15 protein-coding genes and 1 pseudogene are annotated in these 16738 nt (G+C 40.3%); 8 read left to right on the top strand and 8 right to left on the bottom strand.

Translation table 11 applies throughout. From position 1 onward, the window contains the following. Positions 1-10: 10 nt before the first annotated feature. Both EHO58_RS18235 and EHO58_RS18240 read right to left on the bottom strand, forming a co-directional pair. Positions 11-490, bottom strand: coding sequence for a DUF3015 family protein (locus tag EHO58_RS18235; protein WP_100725271.1), 480 nt, complete (start codon positions 488-490; stop codon positions 11-13). 11 nt (positions 491-501) lie between these two features. Beyond that, positions 502-999: a DUF3015 family protein gene (locus EHO58_RS18240; RefSeq protein WP_135627377.1), complete on the bottom strand. Its 498-nt coding sequence runs from the start codon at positions 997-999 to the stop codon at positions 502-504. Positions 1000-1484: 485 nt separating this feature from the next. Here EHO58_RS18240 and EHO58_RS18250 point away from each other — a divergent pair, with 485 nt between their 5' ends. Beyond that, positions 1485-1811, top strand: a complete 327-nt coding sequence (locus EHO58_RS18250) for a TRL domain-containing protein (RefSeq protein ID WP_100725268.1) — start codon at positions 1485-1487, stop codon at positions 1809-1811. A 163-nt stretch (positions 1812-1974) separates the two neighbouring features. Then, the gene (locus EHO58_RS18255; protein WP_208728863.1) at positions 1975-3111 is read left to right on the top strand and encodes a hypothetical protein; all 1137 of its coding nucleotides are present in this window, start codon (positions 1975-1977) and stop codon (positions 3109-3111) included. 1 nt (position 3112) lies between these two features. Here EHO58_RS18255 and EHO58_RS18260 read toward each other — a convergent pair whose 3' ends face one another. Both EHO58_RS18260 and EHO58_RS18265 read right to left on the bottom strand, forming a co-directional pair. Next, positions 3113-3751, bottom strand: coding sequence for a hypothetical protein (locus tag EHO58_RS18260; protein WP_135680876.1), 639 nt, complete (start codon positions 3749-3751; stop codon positions 3113-3115). Positions 3752-3829: 78 nt separating this feature from the next. Continuing rightward, positions 3830-5011, bottom strand: a complete 1182-nt coding sequence (locus EHO58_RS18265) for a hypothetical protein (RefSeq protein ID WP_135680877.1) — start codon at positions 5009-5011, stop codon at positions 3830-3832. 101 nt (positions 5012-5112) lie between these two features. Between EHO58_RS18265 and EHO58_RS18270 the strand changes: the two genes are divergently transcribed. After that, a complete protein-coding gene (locus EHO58_RS18270; RefSeq protein WP_086449276.1) occupies positions 5113-7227 on the top strand; it encodes a sodium-translocating pyrophosphatase in 2115 nt (704 codons plus the stop codon). Between the two features lie 143 nt (positions 7228-7370). Here EHO58_RS18270 and EHO58_RS18275 read toward each other — a convergent pair whose 3' ends face one another. Continuing rightward, positions 7371-7856 carry a GNAT family N-acetyltransferase gene (locus EHO58_RS18275; protein WP_167483238.1) on the bottom strand — a complete coding sequence of 162 codons (486 nt, stop codon included), beginning with the start codon at positions 7854-7856 and terminating at the stop codon, positions 7371-7373. A 128-nt stretch (positions 7857-7984) separates the two neighbouring features. Here EHO58_RS18275 and EHO58_RS18280 point away from each other — a divergent pair, with 128 nt between their 5' ends. Beyond that, entirely contained in the window at positions 7985-8803 is an 819-nt protein-coding gene (locus EHO58_RS18280; protein WP_135680878.1) for a zinc metalloprotease, read from the top strand. Here EHO58_RS18280 and EHO58_RS18285 read toward each other — a convergent pair whose 3' ends face one another. Then, entirely contained in the window at positions 8804-10201 is a 1398-nt protein-coding gene (locus tag EHO58_RS18285; RefSeq protein WP_135627372.1) for a glycine--tRNA ligase, read from the bottom strand. A gap of 114 nt (positions 10202-10315) precedes the next feature. On the opposite strand from EHO58_RS18285, the gene EHO58_RS18290 reads away from it, so the two are divergent. From EHO58_RS18290 to EHO58_RS18305, 4 genes are read left to right on the top strand one after another with little or no spacing between them, the layout of a single operon-like run. After that, the gene (locus EHO58_RS18290) at positions 10316-11995 is read left to right on the top strand and encodes a TonB C-terminal domain-containing protein (protein ID WP_135680879.1); all 1680 of its coding nucleotides are present in this window, start codon (positions 10316-10318) and stop codon (positions 11993-11995) included. Further along, a complete protein-coding gene (locus EHO58_RS18295; protein ID WP_135680880.1) occupies positions 11992-12774 on the top strand; it encodes a PrsW family glutamic-type intramembrane protease in 783 nt (260 codons plus the stop codon). The genes EHO58_RS18290 and EHO58_RS18295 overlap by 4 nt, the downstream gene beginning before the upstream one ends. Further along, complete coding sequence (locus tag EHO58_RS18300) at positions 12771-13679, top strand: 50S ribosomal protein L11 methyltransferase (RefSeq protein ID WP_135680881.1); 909 nt, start codon at positions 12771-12773, stop codon at positions 13677-13679. The genes EHO58_RS18295 and EHO58_RS18300 overlap by 4 nt, the downstream gene beginning before the upstream one ends. Positions 13680-13715: 36 nt before the next feature. Further along, positions 13716-14711, top strand: coding sequence for an adenosine kinase (locus tag EHO58_RS18305; protein ID WP_135627368.1), 996 nt, complete (start codon positions 13716-13718; stop codon positions 14709-14711). Here EHO58_RS18305 and EHO58_RS18310 read toward each other — a convergent pair. Continuing rightward, on the bottom strand, positions 14708-15973 hold the full coding sequence (locus EHO58_RS18310) for an LIC11270 family surface protein (RefSeq protein ID WP_135680882.1): 1266 nt from the start codon (positions 15971-15973) through the stop codon (positions 14708-14710). The two genes, EHO58_RS18305 and EHO58_RS18310, sit on opposite strands and share 4 nt — an antisense overlap. Beyond that, positions 15970-16608 (bottom strand): annotated as a pseudogene (locus EHO58_RS18315) (hypothetical protein); the annotation flags it as partial. The gene EHO58_RS18310 and the pseudogene EHO58_RS18315, both read right to left, overlap by 4 nt. Positions 16609-16738 lie beyond the last annotated feature (130 nt).

Below are 16738 nucleotides of genomic sequence, written 5' to 3' on the forward strand. Positions count from 1 at the left end.
AAAGGTGTGATCAGATTTTGCAACTTCCGACTAAAGCGGAGTTGTTTGCTACTTCGAATCTCATTTTTTCCAAAAAGGAATCCGGAGTGTTTTGGTCGAAAAGTGCGGAAAATTTTTCTTTTCCTACTTTTCCGAAAGTTCCCATATCGGAACAACCCATCAAAGAAGCGAAAGCTTCCATTTTTTCACCGGAACCTTTTGCAAATTCTTGCTCCAAAGATTGGAAGTTCATGTGAACAAAGATCTGTTGCTCAGCTTGCTTTTGAGTAAAGCCGCTGGTCTCACATCCCAAAGTTCCTGTGGAAATTCCGAATGTTTGGTTTCCAAGAGTTCCGTTTACTGTTGCTGCAATCACTTGGTGAACTTTTTTGTTTTCAGTGATTACGATAGAACCAAGACCACATCCTGCAGCGCCGTGTTTAGCGGAAGCTACGTAAAGTGGAGAAGCTACTAAAGCGAAAAATAGAGATACTGCTAATATTCTTTTCATGAGTTATCTCCTTAAATTTTGCAGCTCTTAGAGAGTGCTGCGTCTTTTCTGATCCCGTCTTTTACTGCGCTGAGTAAAGAAGAAGGAGTGGTTTCTTGGGTATACAATACGTCGAAATTGGACTTAGTGTATTCTCCCAATTGTGCGGTTCCGTTTGTGGAGCAGCCTAGAAGTCCTGAAAGTGCTTCTAATTTTTCTCCTTTTCCTTTTGCCATTTCAACTTCCAAAGAATTGAAATTAAGGGAAACGAATACTTCTTGTACTTTTTCTTTATGGACTAATCCATCGGTAGCACATCCCAAAGTTCCAGTAGTGATCCCGAAAGTTTGGTTACCTGAGACAACGCCGTTTGTGGTAGCCGCTAAAAGTTGGTGGCCGCCTTTATTTTCCTTAAAAATCAAAGATCCAAGCCCGCAACCAGCTACACCATAGTCTGCGGCAGTGACTGAAATTCCCGAGGATAAGCAGAGTAAACCGACTAATCCTATCGATAGAAGTTCCTTTTTCATAAATGAACCTCTCCTTCCTTTTTTAATCGGAAAATATAAAATTCCTTCAAATGGGATATGTCAACCAGAATTAAAGAAAACACAAGATTCGCCTTCGTGATAACGGAAAAGTTCTCTCTTTGGAAAGAATTTTTTGCACTGTGGTTTGTTTACTCGCAAAATCGCGGATAATCGGAAAATTTTTTTGAAGTCTTTGTCTGTATTTGCGGAAAGTCCGGATAAAACTTTTTATATGATTTTTGTCTCCCATTTGGAATACTATGTTTGTAGTTTTTTTGTTATTTTTCTTTTTTTAAATCTTGACTCGAATCTTCTCAAAAAGATGATCCTCTCTTGAGTTTTTACCTACTGAAACATTCAGAAGTAGGATGACGTTTCCTTTCTTATGATTTTTATTCTTGCCGAAATATTTTCGGATCTAAACATCACGCAAAACTAAGCGAAAATAAACAAAAAAGTAATATAGCAACACGGAGATAGATTCAATGAGAAAAATCATGTTATTAGCTGCTGCGTTAGTATTGGTTTCCGTAACCAATTGTGTTCCTTTCGTTTACGGATCTCTTTACACTAACGTAACCGACAACGCGACCATCTTCAACAGAGACAACTCTCAAAAAGATGGAATCGGTGAAAAATCAGGAGAAGCTTGTGCATCTTCCGTTTTAATGCTGATCGCAACCGGTGACGCAGGTATTAAAGCTGCTGCTAAAAAAGGTGGGATCAAAGTGGTTAAATCCATCGATTTCAACAGATCTAACGTTCTTGGATCCGTTTACGTTTCCAACTGTACGATAGCTTACGGAGATTGATCATCTCTTAGTTCGTTTTTAACGAACAAATCTATCGAATTGTTTCCGATTTGATCCATTCGGATCTGAAAGGGGAAACGGTTTTTAAGGGTCGCGTAAATTTTAATTTTATGCGGCCTTTTTTCTATTTCCTAAATTTTCTCCCTTCGTATTTTCTTCTTAGATGAAATCCAAAAATATGGTCCGTTGGTGTTCTAAAGTAATCTTATTATTTTTTATATTCGTTCTTTCTAACTTTTGCAGCGGAAGAGCGGACGGGGACTTGAAGGTTTCGGATACAAATCCGGAAATGAAAAAAGTTTCCTGCGATACTCCCGCATATAGAGTTAAAAATCTTTGTGAGGATGAAAAGGCATACCTGGACTGGGCCTCTAAATCCTATCCTGAATTAAACTCATTGGACAAATTAACCGAGGAAAATCTTTTAAAAGTTTCAGAAGAGACTGAAGACATAGATAAGGGTGCTGCAATTTTTTATCAAAGGGTCATTAACGATCCAAAGAATAAAAAGTTCTTAGAATATTTGGATAAGAAGGAGGAAGAGTTTTCCAAAAAACGTCCCGACTTCTCTTCAAAAAAGATCGTACTTGTAATGGTACCGGGAATGTTCTATGCGGACAATCCAAGTGTGGGAGCGGATGGTGCGTCCATTCGTAAGATGGTGGCTTCTGTCGGAATTCGTTCCGATCTGATCCCGATCGGGCAGGTTTCAGATGTGCGTGAAAATGCAAAGATCATCTGTGAATACTTAGAAGTTTCAAATCCGGAAGAAACTGTGATAGTTGCTTCTCCTAGTAAAGGTTCTTCCGATTTTAGGATGGCTATCGAACTATGCGGGAACGAGCCTTATTTTAAAAAAGTCAAGGGTTGGTATAGTATAGGCGGGATCTTAAAAGGTTCTAGAATGATAGAAGGGATCCTCGGCGATTTTTGGACCAAACTAGAAGTTAGAAGTTATTTTTTCTTCAAAGGTTATGATTGGGATGGATTTTTATCCATCCGAAAAGGGCAGGATGCCCCTTTAGATAGGGATTGGAAACTTCCTAACGGCATTAAAATGATCAATTTAGTAGGAGTTCCGCTGTTCCGTCATGTCACGGAAAGAGCCCGTCCATATTATAATTTTTTAATGAATTACGGTCCGAATGATGGGATTATTCTTTTATCGGATTCTGTCCATCCTGGCAGCCTAGTGTATCCTTCCTTTCGGAATGATCATTATTTTACCAGGCCTATGCCTCCGGAAAGGATACTTGCTATGATAGAATATCTTTTAGATCCTAAGGCTCCTACACCTTAAACTATAGTTTAGAAGAGTAAAGATCAGACTCGAACTGATCTATTATCGCCTGATACGCTTCCATTTCGCTAGGGACTATATAATTTACCCAAAGAACCGGCAATGTAAGTATCCAAACAAATGCTTTTCTTGTGAGTTCATATTCAAAGGTTTTTATTACTGCATTATCTTTATATACAGTAAATATAATATTCGCGCCGTCTTTCCCGCTATAAGATGGAACGATCGTGAAAGTAGCATAGGACAAATACAAAAAGATCATTGCACCTAAGGAAGGATCTTTTTGAGAAGATTTCATATCGATATAATATCCTTTTTCAGGAGGATAATTTTCTATTTCTTTCCAACCTTTTGCGGCGAGCGCCTTTCTCACTTCAGGTTCTTGAGTGCTTAAACCGGGAAATCTACTAATTAAAAAATGGATACGATCCTTATTTTTTTGAGGGAAACGATCCAATTCTAATTCTTTCCATCCTCTTTTTAGGAATTCTTTTCTTCTTTCATTCCAATTTTTCGGATCTTCTACACTAAAATAGATCTTTGTATTGGGAGCTTTTTCCTTTTTTGGAAAGTCACTGTAGCTAATGATACATCCGTAAAAGAAATGAAGAAATAATAATAGGAAAGGGAGTTTTTTCATGCAAGTTAGGTGTCTTTTTAAATACAAAAATGATTGAAAATGCACCGGTTAAAGAGGCAAGGATTTTATTAGAGGAACTTATTCCGTTTCCGCGAGAGAATAACCGGTTTCCAAATAGAATTGAAAAGTTTTGTCCAGGCTATAAGGCCCTGCATATCTGGAAAGGTCCTTCTCCAGTTCTGCTGCTTTTAGATTTTTATACATATCTTTCCATTCTTTGGAAACGATGAGTGCGGATTCCTCCGGTTCCGTTTCTGCGACGGATCTGAGCGCGAATGCTAATACTTCCCAACTAAAGGAAGAATGTTTGAGTAGTACATTCCATTCGTCTATGCTTGGGCTTTTTTTTGTGCGGATGATCTCTTCTAAAAGTTCTGTTCCTAAAATTCCTGAATCAGATCCTATTTGAATATAATATCTTCTTAAAGGAAGTAGATAGTCCTTATCAGGAAAAAGATTTTTTCTGAGAGAAAGTAAGAGTGCTCTTCTTGCGAGTGCTGCGGATTCTAAGAACCTTCTTTGGTCCAAATATTCCATACTTAAGATATGATGAAAGATTGGTTCGTCCCTAAAGATATTTGCTCTTTCTAGTAATCCTTCTTCATATAAATTGGAATCTTTGGATTTATATGATATGACACAAAGTCTATGTAAACTTTTGTTTCTAGGAAAGTAGGGCAGGAATCTTTTACATCTTGCGATTGAATCTTCTATTTTTCCCGCCTTTTGGAAACCTGAGATTTCATCTAATAGAGCTTGTTCTTCTGCTAGGTATGGATTGGTAGATTCTAATTCTTTTAAAGTGGCTTTATAATATTCGATGTCTCCGATACGAGAAGACCAAAGTAATGCTTTGTATCTGAGATTTCTATTTTCCGGATCTCTGGATAATATTACCCTAGCAGTGTTCAGTGCCTTGTCCGGAAATCTGAGTGAATCGTATAGATCCGTCATTTCTTCCAATAATTTGCTTTGGTCAGGATTTAATCTAAGGCTTGTTTCGTAACTTTTGAGTGCTTCTAATTCTTCTCCCTTTCCTTTTTGGGATTTTCCTAAAATCCAATAGTAACGGAAGTCTCTGGGTTCTCCGGTTTCGTCAGCGATCTGTAATTTTTCTAACGCTTGTTGGTATCTTCCCCTTAAAGCCTCTTCTGCTGCCTGCTGGATCAGCTCTTCCCAAGAAAAGGTTGAACTCAAGGCCAGGACCGATTTTATAGTGCAAATAACTAAAAAGAACCAAATGGAAAGTGTACGTCTCATCAGTGGCAGCCCTCTGCGGTCTTCTCCTTAACTTTGGCAAACACAGTTCCCATCTTTTTAATCCATCGGAAATTTTAAAAAAAAACAAGAGGTTTCCCTGAATGAATTCGGTAACCATTATTCTGGCTTTTGCCGTCCTGGCTATTTTGACCGCCGTTGTTTACGCATTAAAGGTCACCAGGATCCAAATCGGAACTGAGGGCGGAAAAGACCAAGAATCCAAGAAATTAATCGAAATTTCTTCCGCAATCTCCGAAGGAGCTATGGCTTTTCTCATAAGAGAATACAAGACCATCTCTCTTTTTATCGCCTTTATGGCAGTTCTGATCTTCTTCCTTTTGGACAATCCGGAGACTCCGGATTTTAACGACGGGTTGTTTACTGCGATCGCTTTCGTGTCAGGAGCTCTTATCTCCTGTCTTTCCGGCTTTATCGGAATGAAGATCGCGACCATCGGAAATGTTCGTACTGCTCAGGCAGCTAAAACTTCCATGACTAAGGCATTCAGGGTCGCTTTTGATTCTGGTGCGGTAATGGGATTCGGGCTGGTTGGTCTTGCAGTTTCCGGTATGATCGGGCTTTTCCAACTTTATACTCATTTATTCCAAAACGTAGGAACTCTTTTCCTTATGGAAGCTCTGGCTGGTTTCGGTCTGGGTGGTTCTGCTGTTGCTCTTTTCGGAAGAGTGGGCGGCGGGATTTACACTAAGGCTGCCGACGTTGGTGCTGACCTTGTAGGTAAAGTAGAGAAGGGAATTCCTGAGGATGATCCTCGTAACCCTGCGACCATCGCAGATAACGTGGGAGATAACGTAGGTGACGTTGCAGGTATGGGTGCTGACCTTTTCGGTTCCTGTGCTGAGGCTACTTGTGCCGCTCTTGTGATCGGTGCGACTGCTACTGCTCTTTCCGGAAATACTGACGCTCTTTTATATCCACTTCTGATCTCCGCTTTCGGGATCCCTGCTTCTCTTTTAACTTCCTTTATCGCTTCTGTGAAAGAAGGTGGAAATGTGGAGAAGGTCCTAAAGATCCAACTTTGGGTTTCTACTCTGATCGTTGGTGCGATCATGTATTTTGTAACTGATAAATACATGGTGGATTCTTTCGAGATCGCAGGTAAAACAATCGGTAAATGGAATGTATACATTTCATTGATCGTGGGTCTGTTCTCCGGTATGTTCATCGGTTTGATCACTGAGTATTATACTTCTCATTCTTATAAGCCTGTAAGAGAAGTTGTAGACGCTTCCAAAACTGGAGCTGCTACAAACATCATCTACGGACTTGCATTAGGTTACCAAAGTTCTGTGGTTCCTGTGATCCTACTCGTTATCACAATCGTTACTGCGAATATTTTGGCGGGAATGTACGGGATCGCAATCGCTGCTCTCGGAATGATCTCCACAATCGCTATCGGTTTGACCATCGACGCTTATGGTCCGGTTTCGGATAACGCTGGTGGTATCGCTGAGATGGCGGAGCTCGGAAAAGAAGTTCGTAATCGTACAGATACCTTGGATGCTGCCGGTAATACTACCGCTGCTATCGGAAAAGGTTTTGCGATCGGTTCTGCCGCTCTTACTTCCTTGGCATTATTTGCTGCTTTCATTACCAGAACTAAAACTACCGGTCTGGATATCTTAGACGCAGAAGTTTTTGGTGGATTACTTTTCGGAGCAATGCTTCCATTCGTTTTCACTGCAATGACTATGAAATCAGTAGGTAAAGCTGCTGTAGACATGGTAGAAGAAGTTAGAAAACAATTCCGTGAGATCCCTGGGATCATGGAAGGAAAAGCAAAACCTGATTACAAAAGATGTGTGGATATTTCCACTACTGCGGCTTTAAGAGAAATGATCCTTCCTGGACTTTTAGTTCTTTTAACTCCGATCGTAGTTGGTTACTTATTCGGAATTAAGTCTTTATCCGGTGTTTTAGCTGGAGCATTGGTAGCAGGCGTGGTTCTTGCAATCTCTTCTGCAAACTCCGGTGGTGGCTGGGACAACGCTAAAAAATATATCGAAAAAGCTGCCGGTGGAAAAGGTTCTGATCAACACAAGGCTGCAGTTGTGGGAGATACCGTGGGAGATCCTTTAAAAGATACTTCTGGTCCTTCTATCAATATTTTGATCAAATTGATGGCGATTACAAGCTTAGTGTTTGCTGAATTTTTCGTTCAGCACGGCGGTTTATTGCTTCGTTTGTTCCAATAAGAATTTTTCGTTTTCACGCAGAGGCGCTAAGCCGCAGAGAGATCTGGGGTTCAGCGCCTTTTCTATTTTAAAATATTCTAAACCTTAGCGTCTCTGTGTCTCTGCGTGAGAATTACTCTGGGGCTCTTTTAAACTCTGCGTCTTCAGTCGACTGATTTACGGAATCTCACATAAAAAGGATCGAATCCCATCTTCTTCCAAAATTCTACCGCACCTTCATTCTCTGAAATTGCTCTTAATTCTATTGCTAAAATACCTTTTTCTTTCGCATAACGGAACGTTTCGTCTACGAGAGGTTTCATATAACCTGATTTTCTTTTGCCTTGTTTGGTGATTGCAAGGTCTATGAATAAGTTCTTTTCCTCGATTAGATATGGTTTTTCTTCCACTCTTGCAATTAGGAGTGAGACAAGTTCTTCTTCTATAAATCCGCCGATAAATAATACTTTGTCTGTGGCCCTGAGTTTTAAGTAGATATCCACCATTTTGGCTGCGGCTCTGGGACGGATCTTAAATATTCCATCTAAAGGGAGTTTATTGACCATTCTAAAAAATTGATTTACCAATTCAATTGCAGCCTCCCTATTTTGAGGGAGGATCGGTCTTATCTCCAAAAGTTTGTTAGACATTAAAATAAAACTTTGCAAATGACCGGAGTTTGTGGAGTATTTTTTATAAATGAGAAGAGAAGTTTCTCTTATTTTTTTAAATAAATAAAAAAAGAAACGATTCCGGTTGTTATCAATACGAAGGTAAAATGATCTTTCGAGCACTTATAATTCTATCCTTCTTCTCATTTATCAATTGTGAAAACGGTAAATCGGAATTGCCACCTGCAGTTTTGGGATATATCGCTTTGGATTATCTCATTCTAACCGATCCGGATCGTTCTTCTGTTTATTTTTCTACAGTGAGATCCTTGGACCTTGAAATTGCTTATGAAACGGATGCGGAACCTTATGCTGGGAATTTTACTGTAGGTGGTTCCAGTATTTGGAACGTGACAGATAGTAATTTGCAGGATGTTTTTGCAGATAGATCTTACTCAGTTGCAATCACTGTGCCGAACGACTTATCCGAAATGAACGAGATCCCAAACCAGAATAGATCAACCTGGAGTGTGAATCAACTTTTGGATTTAGTGCCTAGATATAGAAAGAAATTTTCTAATTACCAATCTACTAGCTTCTTCATCGTATATGTTCGAGGACAGTTGGTAGATGCACCTGGTGTGATTGCGGTGACAGTTTCAGGAGTTTTAGGAATTGGACCTCCTGTGATTTTTGTGTTCAAGGATATGATAGAGCAGTTTGGCAGTATTGTTTCGCCTGATAAAGTAAAGAAGGCGGAACAAATGACAGTGACCCATGAGCTTGGACATGCACTGGGACTAGTGAATGCAGGGATTCCTTTATATTCTTCTCACCAAGACAAAGAACATGGAAATCATTGTACTAATTCATCTTGTGGAATGTTCTGGGCCTTAAGCGACACCAAGGTTGACACTTTCAACCCAACTAGTCCTTTGATCTTTGGACAAGAATGTAGAGACGATATTCGAAACTACACTCCTTGATTAAAGTAGCTTATTTGCAAAGTAAGACTTTAGTGAATCGATCGAGACTCTTTCTTGGGACATACTATCTCTTTCTCTTACCGTAACGGATTTATCAGTTAAAGAATCATAATCCACCGTGATACAATAAGGAGTTCCGATCTCGTCCTGTCTGCGGTATCTTTTTCCGATAGCTCCACCTTCGTCATATTCTAAATTCCCTAAAGAAGATAGATTCGCGTAAATCGATTTTGCAAGTTCAGGAAGCCCATCTTTTTTCATGAGCGGAAAAATACCGATCTTAACAGGAGCTACCTGAGGAGCAAAACGAAGGACCGTTCTTGTTTCTCCATCCGCTAGTTTTTCTTCTGCGTAAGCATCCGAAACAACTGCTAAGAATAATCTGTTTAGACCCAAGGCTGGCTCTACTACATAAGGCACATACTTTTTATTAGCTGCCTGGTCTTGGTATTTCAGATCTTCTCCGGAGAATTTTTCATGTTGGGAGAGATCGTAATCGGTTCTAGACGCAATTCCCCAAAGTTCTCCCCATCCGAATCCATACTTGTATTCGATATCGGAAGTAGCTTCACTGTAAAAGGAAAGTTCTTCCTTCTCATGTTCTCTGATCTTGAGGTTTTCTTTTTTCAAACCGAGATGATCTGTTAAAAATTTAACACAATAGTCCACCCAATGAGAGAACCATTCTTTTTGAGTTCCTGGTTCGCAGAAAAATTCCATCTCCATTTGTTCGAATTCTCTGGTACGGAATACGAACTGTCTTGCCATGATCTCATTTCGGAATGATTTACCTATCTGAGCAATCCCGAATGGGATCTTGTTCCTGGTCGTTGAGATGACGTTCTTGAAATTGATAAAAATACCTTGGGCAGTTTCCGGGCGAAGATAAATATCCTGAGAATCTTCTGCGGAAGCTCCATGAGAAGTTTTGAACATTAGGTTGAAGTCTCTTGCTTCTGTGAATGTTCCTCTATTACCACAATTAGGGCAGGCAAAGTTTCCTGCCTTAATGACCTCGTTCATTTTTTCAAGGGTGAGTCCTGTGGCGGCTCCTTCTCCTTTTTGATCTTCTAAAAATTTGTCCGCTCTGATACGAGTTTTACAATTTTTACAATCGATGAGTGGGTCGTTAAAATTAGAAACGTGTCCGGATGCTTCCCACACTTTCGGGTTCAGAAGGATAGAAGAATCTAATCCGACAACGTCCTCTCTTAAGTGGACAAAATGTTTCCACCAGAGTCTTTTTAAGTTATGGAGAAGTTCGGCTCCGTAAGGGCCATAGTCGAAGGTATTGGAAAGTCCTCCGTAAATTTCGGATCCGGGATAAACAAATCCTCTTCTTTTACAAACGGATACAATATCCTTGAGAGAGGAATCTAGGGTTTCTTTTTTCTCCATAGGTCCAAGGATTCTCGAATAGGATTCGTGATAAAGTATTAAATTCGTAGGAATTCCTTCAATTCTTGTTTGCTTCCGGAACAAGCTAGGGTCCAATGGACAAGGATATTCGGAATGAAAAAGGAAATTTCACAGAAGGAAAAACTAGTCTTTTGGGGGATCAATTTTCTCTCTTGGACCTCTCCCATTTCCATGATTGGGTTCGGGATTTTTTTTCCCCTGGGAGTTATCTTCCTATTTCCTAAAGAGGATAGGGTCCTTAGGCCGGCATTCCATTCCGTTTTTCTACAAGTCGTTCTAGGTTTATTTTTATTTTCTCTAGAACTTCTATTTTTAATTTTCCCGAAAGCGGAAGAGATATTTTCATTATTTGTTCTACTCAGTTCGGAAGAACCTAGTTCATCCGGATTCCTTGTCCTAACTCTGATGTTTTTCTTAGGCCTGGCTGTATTTTTTCTACAAGCAAAACATATTCGAAAAAGTTTAAAACCGGAAGATCCAAGACCACTTATCTTAAATCCGGTCATAGTTTTTCTAACTGTAGGCTGTTTAATATTATTCACTCATTATTTAACATATTCGGATCCGTTCAGAACAAAGATGGCAACCTTTGCAGTTTTTTCTGAAAGTGTTTGGATCTTCTTTTTTACCGCAGTCGGACTTGCGGAACTTCTATCGGGCAAAAGACCATTCTTCCTATTTCGGAGACCTTGGGCCTGGTTCGTAAGACAAACTAGAGATTCATTTGCAAAGGAAGAAGGGGATCTGCCTGCTTCTGCCAGAAAACGTAAGAACGCAAAAGTGAGAGATGCGATCTTAGCGGGTTGGGGTCATATCTATACGGGACGTTTGTGGAAAGGATTTCCGATCCTGTTCGTGTATCTGCTTGGCCTATTATTATTTGCTACATTCTTCTTTTCTTGGTGGGAACCGGCTTTAGGGATCCGCTTTCTCGCAAGTTTAGGTTTAAAACCTGGGCTTTCCGATAAAAAGTTTTTTGAAGTGGCCTCTTCTTTTTGGATTTGGTCTGCAATCTTAACCACATTAGTTTTAGTTAATGTGTTTTCAGGATGGTTACTTCGAAGAACCTTCCATTCCAAAGCAGCTCTTTTGGGTTTAAGCCCGGGTTTCGAAAACAACCTTGGACTAAGTGTTCTTGTTCACTTAATAGTAATTTGTTTAATTCTACTTATGCCGACGACTATAGCTTTCCAGAAAGAAAGTAAGTCTCGCCCTACGGATCATTTTACTCCCGAGAATCATGCTGAGTTCTATTTTATAGATCCGAATCTTCCCGACGAGGTGAAAGGACTCAATGGTGGAGTGATCACCGGAACGGATACCCCGAATAGTACGCAGGGAGAAAAAATCCCTGAGGAAAAACCTTCAGACGAGGGTAGAGTAAAAGGTGAAGTTAAGAAGATCAAAGGTAAAAAACTTCCTCCTACTTATTCCAATTATATCTCTGCGAAGATGAGAACTTTCGAATCCTTTATGGATTATTGGAGAAGTGCCCCCAGAAATTATTCATGTGTTGTAGCTTATACGATCACTCCGGATGGAGAAGTTGTGGATGTGGAACTTGTACAAAATTCTCCTTATCCGGAACAGGATCAAAGAACATTGGAACTGATCGAGAACTTATCTCCAATGATGCCTCCTCCTGGGACGAAAGGTTATATCAGGGTCACGGAACTTTTCTGGAACGGACCTTTGGACGCTAAGGCAATGCCGACTCCTTTACAACAAGAGCTGGTGAATATGTTCGACGGTCGTTATATGGAGGAATTATGAGTTTAGAAGTAATTCTTCTTGCGATTGGAAGTATTTTTCCTTGGGGATTTTATCTTATCTATACCCAGCCGAATACAGGCAGAGAGAAACGTTTCTTTTTTATAATATTCTTCGCGTTACTTTTAGGTTGGATCTCCACCGAGTTGGTTCTGAGAGCAAGCGCTTGGATCTGGCCTGAAACAGAGATTAAGGCCAAGGTAGCGAAATCAATTCTTTCTCAAACTGCATTTCTTGCATTCGTAAAAGCTGGAATGATGGAAGAGTTCTGTAAATCTATTCTGATCGTTTCTTTGTCTCTTGTCTTCGCCTATGATTGGAAGAAGAAGGAATTTCTTCCGGAAACATTCTTAGTAGGCGGATTTATCGCATTAGGTTTTGCTGGAATAGAAAATTATCATTATATCTTAACGGCGAAAGAGGATGATAGGATCCATACTTTCATTTTAAGAACATTAAAATCTTCGAATGCACATTTGCTTATCAATCTATGCTTTGCGCTTTGTTTGATTAAAAGTAATAAAAGACAATTCCCGGATAAATACTGGTACATTCTTTCCGGATTTTTATTAGCGGTAGTCCAGCATGGGCTATTCGACTTCTTCGTGATCCCAGTCGGAAGATTCGGGCATTGGGCAGCAACGGCACTCTTCGTAGGGATCTGGGTCTGGATCGTGAAAGACAGAAGAGTGTATATGAAAGAAGAAAAAATTTATAAAATACAAAAAGAAAAACCTCCTGAGGAAGAAATTTCCCGATCGGTTCCAGAGATAATCCGTTGAAATACAAAGAGATCAGAGTTTCCATTCCGAAAGATTTTGCGGAAGAATTTTCCGCATACCTTGACGAATGGCAGGTAGCAGGATATTACGAGATCCTGTTCGACAGAGAAGAGCCGAGAAAACACGGCGAAGAAATTATCTCGGATAATACTCCTATCAGAGTATATCTGGCGGAAGACGATGTTCAGTCGGAAGCTAAAATTTGGATCTATCTACAAACGGTTGCACCTGAAAATTCTTTTGCAGAATCCAGATGGATAGAAACAAAAGAATACGAAGAAGCTTATAAAGAATTTTATAAACCGTTTTCAGTCGGAGTTTTCTGGGTAGTGCCTACCTGGGAAAAAGAAGACTGGGAGAAAAACAAAAAGTCCGAACAAAAAGATTCAGTTCCGGTGTATATCAATCCCGGACTTGCTTTTGGAACTGGGCATCATGAGACCACTCGTTTGGTTTTATCCAGACTAGGCTCCATCGATCTGAAAGGAAAGAAGGTTGCGGATATTGGTGCGGGTTCCGGGATCTTATCCGTCGCTGCGGCAAAATTAGATGCATCTAAAATTATCGCAGTGGATATAGATCCGAATGCAGTACGTTCTTCTACATTTAATAGGGACGAGAATGAGATCTCTCCGGAAGTTTTGGTAGTGGAAGAGGGTGGATTCGATCACCCGCAAGTTTCTACCGAAACATTCGATCTATGCGTGGCAAATATAACATTCGCCGTCTTAAAAGCGAATATGGAAAAGATCGCAGGACTTCATACGGATCATTTTTTATTCAGCGGTGTGATCACTGAAAGAAAAGAAGAATTCCTGGAACTTTTATCTTCCCAAGTAGGAGGTAAATCTTTATATGAAACCTCCTGGAACGGATGGGAACTGATAGAATGGGCCCGCAAATAGCATAACGTTTTACTAATATTTAATATCGGAGAAAAAATGAGACATTACGACGTATTCGGGATAGGGAACGCACTTGTGGATATTTTAATCCCTACCGAAGATTCTTTTTTACAAAAAATGGGCTGGAACAAGGGGATTATGACCCTGGTGGACGCAGAAGTGCAGGGTGGAGTTCTTACCGCTTTAGACGGACATAAAAAAGAATTAAGATCAGGTGGAAGCGCTGCAAATACTATGATCGCACTCGCAAATTCCGGAGGAACCGGAACTTATACAGGAAAGGTAAGTGAGGACACTTACGGAGAATTTTATAAACAGGATATGGAGAAGGCCGGGATATTATTTGAAGTTCCTCCTTCCAAAGAAGGACATACCGGAACTTGCGTAATTCTTACAACTCCTGATGCGGAAAGAACAATGCTCACTCACTTGGGAATTTCTTCCACATTGACCAAACAAGATCTGGATCTGGAAAAACTGAAGGCGTCTTCTTATAGTTATGTAGAAGGATACCTTTGGGACGGACCTTCTACTAAGGAAGCTTGTCTTCTTGCAATGGAAGAATCCAAAAAAGCGGGAGTAAAGGTAGCATTTACTTTTAGTGACCCATTCTGTGTAAACCGCTCCAGAGAGGATTTTTTAAAACTTACTAAAGAATATTGTGATTTAGTTTTTTGTAATGCAGAAGAGGCAAAAGCGCTGGCTGCTACCGAGTCCAAGGAAGACGCTTTAAAATTTATCTCTTCACTATGTAAAAATGTGATGATGACGGATGGCGCTAACGGCGCATTCGTATCCGTAAATGGGACGATTAGTCATGTGGGTGGCTTTCCTGTTCAGGAACTATTAGATACAACCGGAGCAGGGGATAGTTTTGCTGCAGGTGTGCTCTATGGACTTACACACGGATTTTCGCCTGAGAATGCGGCAAGATGGGGAAATTACGTTGCATCCAGGATCGTACAAGAGATCGGACCTAGACTTTCTGTCAGACTTATGGGAAGACAGGAAGAGATATTAGGAAAAGTTTAAGGACAAGAATAAGATAAAGAGATCGTGCTCATATTTCCGTTTTCCGGAACGGAAAATGTGAGCGGAGTTCCTACCATCGTATCCGGGAAGCCGTCCAGGTTTCCGGTATCAGCCAGACAATACAGCTTATGAGTTCCAGGATTGATGTACTTCATCTTGACTGTTCCATTTCTTGCAGGAGTCGCTGCTAATGGAAGTTTTGTAAGAATATCAGTTTCATTCTCTCTAAACACTGCAAAATAATGAGTTAAATTTCCGGATCCACCTGTGATCGCCAAAGAAGAAGCGCCACTTGGATAAATTGTCCTGGACCTGGATAAAATCCCTCCGCCCATATCGGATTGGCCGGCGTGGTTTACTTTCCAATCGCTGATAGAGATTAAGGTAGCAGCAGTACTTCCGTCCGCAGCCTTGATGGAGTGAACCATTAGATTTTCCTTAAGGTTCATTCTAACTTCGAAAATATAAGGTTCGTATCCGGGTTTAAAATCCATATCCGCTTCTCCGGGTTGTATCGAATAGAGAAGAGGAAATACTAATGGATAACCGGATTTGTCAGTAGTCCCTGCGGAATAAGCGAGCCTCGGAACTATATTAAATCCGTATACTCCATAGTTATCAAAGAAAGTTACTTTTGTCAGGTCCACGCCAGGTGCATTTCCCCAGCCGGTAACCAATGAACGGATATAAGTTCCCGTATAATAATACTGGCTCGCAAGTCCTGTACTGGTTCCGGAAGTAGGATCGTTAGAAGGGAATTCTGCTCCTTCTCCGTTTAAGAACTGGATCATTTTGAATTCGCCGTTCAGGGATCGGCAAGTGTTTGCATTCAATGTATAAGGTTGTGTACAATATACTTCTCTGTTCGGGGCAATATTATCCCAGAATGCTTTTGCAGCCGCAACAGTTCTGATCTGAGAAAGATTATTTAAACCGTCTTGGTATTTGGAAGAAATACGTATTTCACCTATATCGATAAAGATAGGAAGATTTGCTGCCTTAGGAAGACCGGCTAGATTAAAAGTAGGATCTCCGGAAGGATCCTCGTAAACATTTCCGGTTCCATTATTATATTCTGAAAATTCTAAGGGACTATCAGTGGCGTAAGTACCTTTCATTAGAAGTAACATTCTATTATTGAAAAGGGTACTAATTACAGGATTATCAGTGGCATTTCCTTCCCAATGTCCTACCTTACAATCCGAAAAGAATGCTAATAAAAAGGAAGAAAGACATAGAAGACGATTCGCTTTGGAAATCATAAGAATACGCTCACCATTAAACCGAAATGGAAAAATTCCGTATCCACTTTATTGTAATAATACGGGTTACTTAACCTGGAATCCACAGTAGGACCCACATAAGGATATTTTGTTTCCGCAGGTGAATTTAAATCTGATTCATAAATTTTATTATAATCCAGTCGAATACCGATCCGTAGCTTTTTCCCCGCCACGAAACTTGCCTCAAATCCTGCGTATAATGTATTGTCCCAGCGGGAAGTGTTTGCAGGTCTTGCAACCACATAGGTTTCTCCGAATCCCGCCTTCACCATAAATGTGATCGGAAGTTCCAAAGGAATTTTATAACAGAGTGCGGAATAGACCGGGATAGTAGTAAGTGCTCTTTCCGATCTGGACAAATAGTTAGAATAGGAAGCACCTATCTCTACATAAAAAATCCAAGGCCAAGGAACTCTGTAGAAGAATCCACCGCCCAAAGTGGTATCCAAATATTTCTGAGCTTCCGATCCAGGGAACGGGTTAGAAGCTCCAACCCAGGCGCCTATTTCCGCTTTTCTATTATCATAGAATGTAGGAAGTTCTTCTTCTAATTCTTCGTCGTCGGTGCCGTCTTTTTTATCAGAGCGAGAAAGTCCGGAAGAAGGTAAATTTCCACCTGCTTGTGCCAGGATCAATTCTCCATTCTTAAAGCTATTCCCTATCTTATTAAAATCCATAGGAGGAGAAACAGGGTTTCCTCCCAGATATTTTACAGTCTTATTATCCAGTTGGTCCGGATAAGAG

Source organism: Leptospira selangorensis, assembly GCF_004769405.1.
In the GTDB taxonomy this organism is placed as follows: domain Bacteria; phylum Spirochaetota; class Leptospiria; order Leptospirales; family Leptospiraceae; genus Leptospira_B; species Leptospira_B selangorensis.

What these genes read in the sequence shown, in the direction of transcription:
- EHO58_RS18275 (WP_167483238.1), bottom strand. Translation starts at nt 7,856, where the DNA reads ATGTCTAACAAACTTTTGGAGATAAGACCGATCCTCCCTCAAAATAGG.
- EHO58_RS18305 (WP_135627368.1), top strand. Translation starts at nt 13,716, where the DNA reads ATGAGACATTACGACGTATTCGGGATAGGGAACGCACTTGTGGATATT.
- EHO58_RS18295 (WP_135680880.1), top strand. Translation starts at nt 11,992, where the DNA reads ATGAGTTTAGAAGTAATTCTTCTTGCGATTGGAAGTATTTTTCCTTGG.
- EHO58_RS18310 (WP_135680882.1), bottom strand. Translation starts at nt 15,973, where the DNA reads ATGATTTCCAAAGCGAATCGTCTTCTATGTCTTTCTTCCTTTTTATTA.
- EHO58_RS18255 (WP_208728863.1), top strand. Translation starts at nt 1,975, where the DNA reads ATGAAATCCAAAAATATGGTCCGTTGGTGTTCTAAAGTAATCTTATTA.
- EHO58_RS18290 (WP_135680879.1), top strand. Translation starts at nt 10,316, where the DNA reads ATGAAAAAGGAAATTTCACAGAAGGAAAAACTAGTCTTTTGGGGGATC.
- EHO58_RS18285 (WP_135627372.1), bottom strand. Translation starts at nt 10,201, where the DNA reads ATGGAGAAAAAAGAAACCCTAGATTCCTCTCTCAAGGATATTGTATCC.
- EHO58_RS18235 (WP_100725271.1), bottom strand. Translation starts at nt 490, where the DNA reads ATGAAAAGAATATTAGCAGTATCTCTATTTTTCGCTTTAGTAGCTTCT.
- EHO58_RS18280 (WP_135680878.1), top strand. Translation starts at nt 7,985, where the DNA reads ATGATCTTTCGAGCACTTATAATTCTATCCTTCTTCTCATTTATCAAT.
- EHO58_RS18270 (WP_086449276.1), top strand. Translation starts at nt 5,113, where the DNA reads ATGAATTCGGTAACCATTATTCTGGCTTTTGCCGTCCTGGCTATTTTG.
- EHO58_RS18265 (WP_135680877.1), bottom strand. Translation starts at nt 5,011, where the DNA reads ATGAGACGTACACTTTCCATTTGGTTCTTTTTAGTTATTTGCACTATA.
- EHO58_RS18240 (WP_135627377.1), bottom strand. Translation starts at nt 999, where the DNA reads ATGAAAAAGGAACTTCTATCGATAGGATTAGTCGGTTTACTCTGCTTA.
- EHO58_RS18250 (WP_100725268.1), top strand. Translation starts at nt 1,485, where the DNA reads ATGAGAAAAATCATGTTATTAGCTGCTGCGTTAGTATTGGTTTCCGTA.
- EHO58_RS18260 (WP_135680876.1), bottom strand. Translation starts at nt 3,751, where the DNA reads ATGAAAAAACTCCCTTTCCTATTATTATTTCTTCATTTCTTTTACGGA.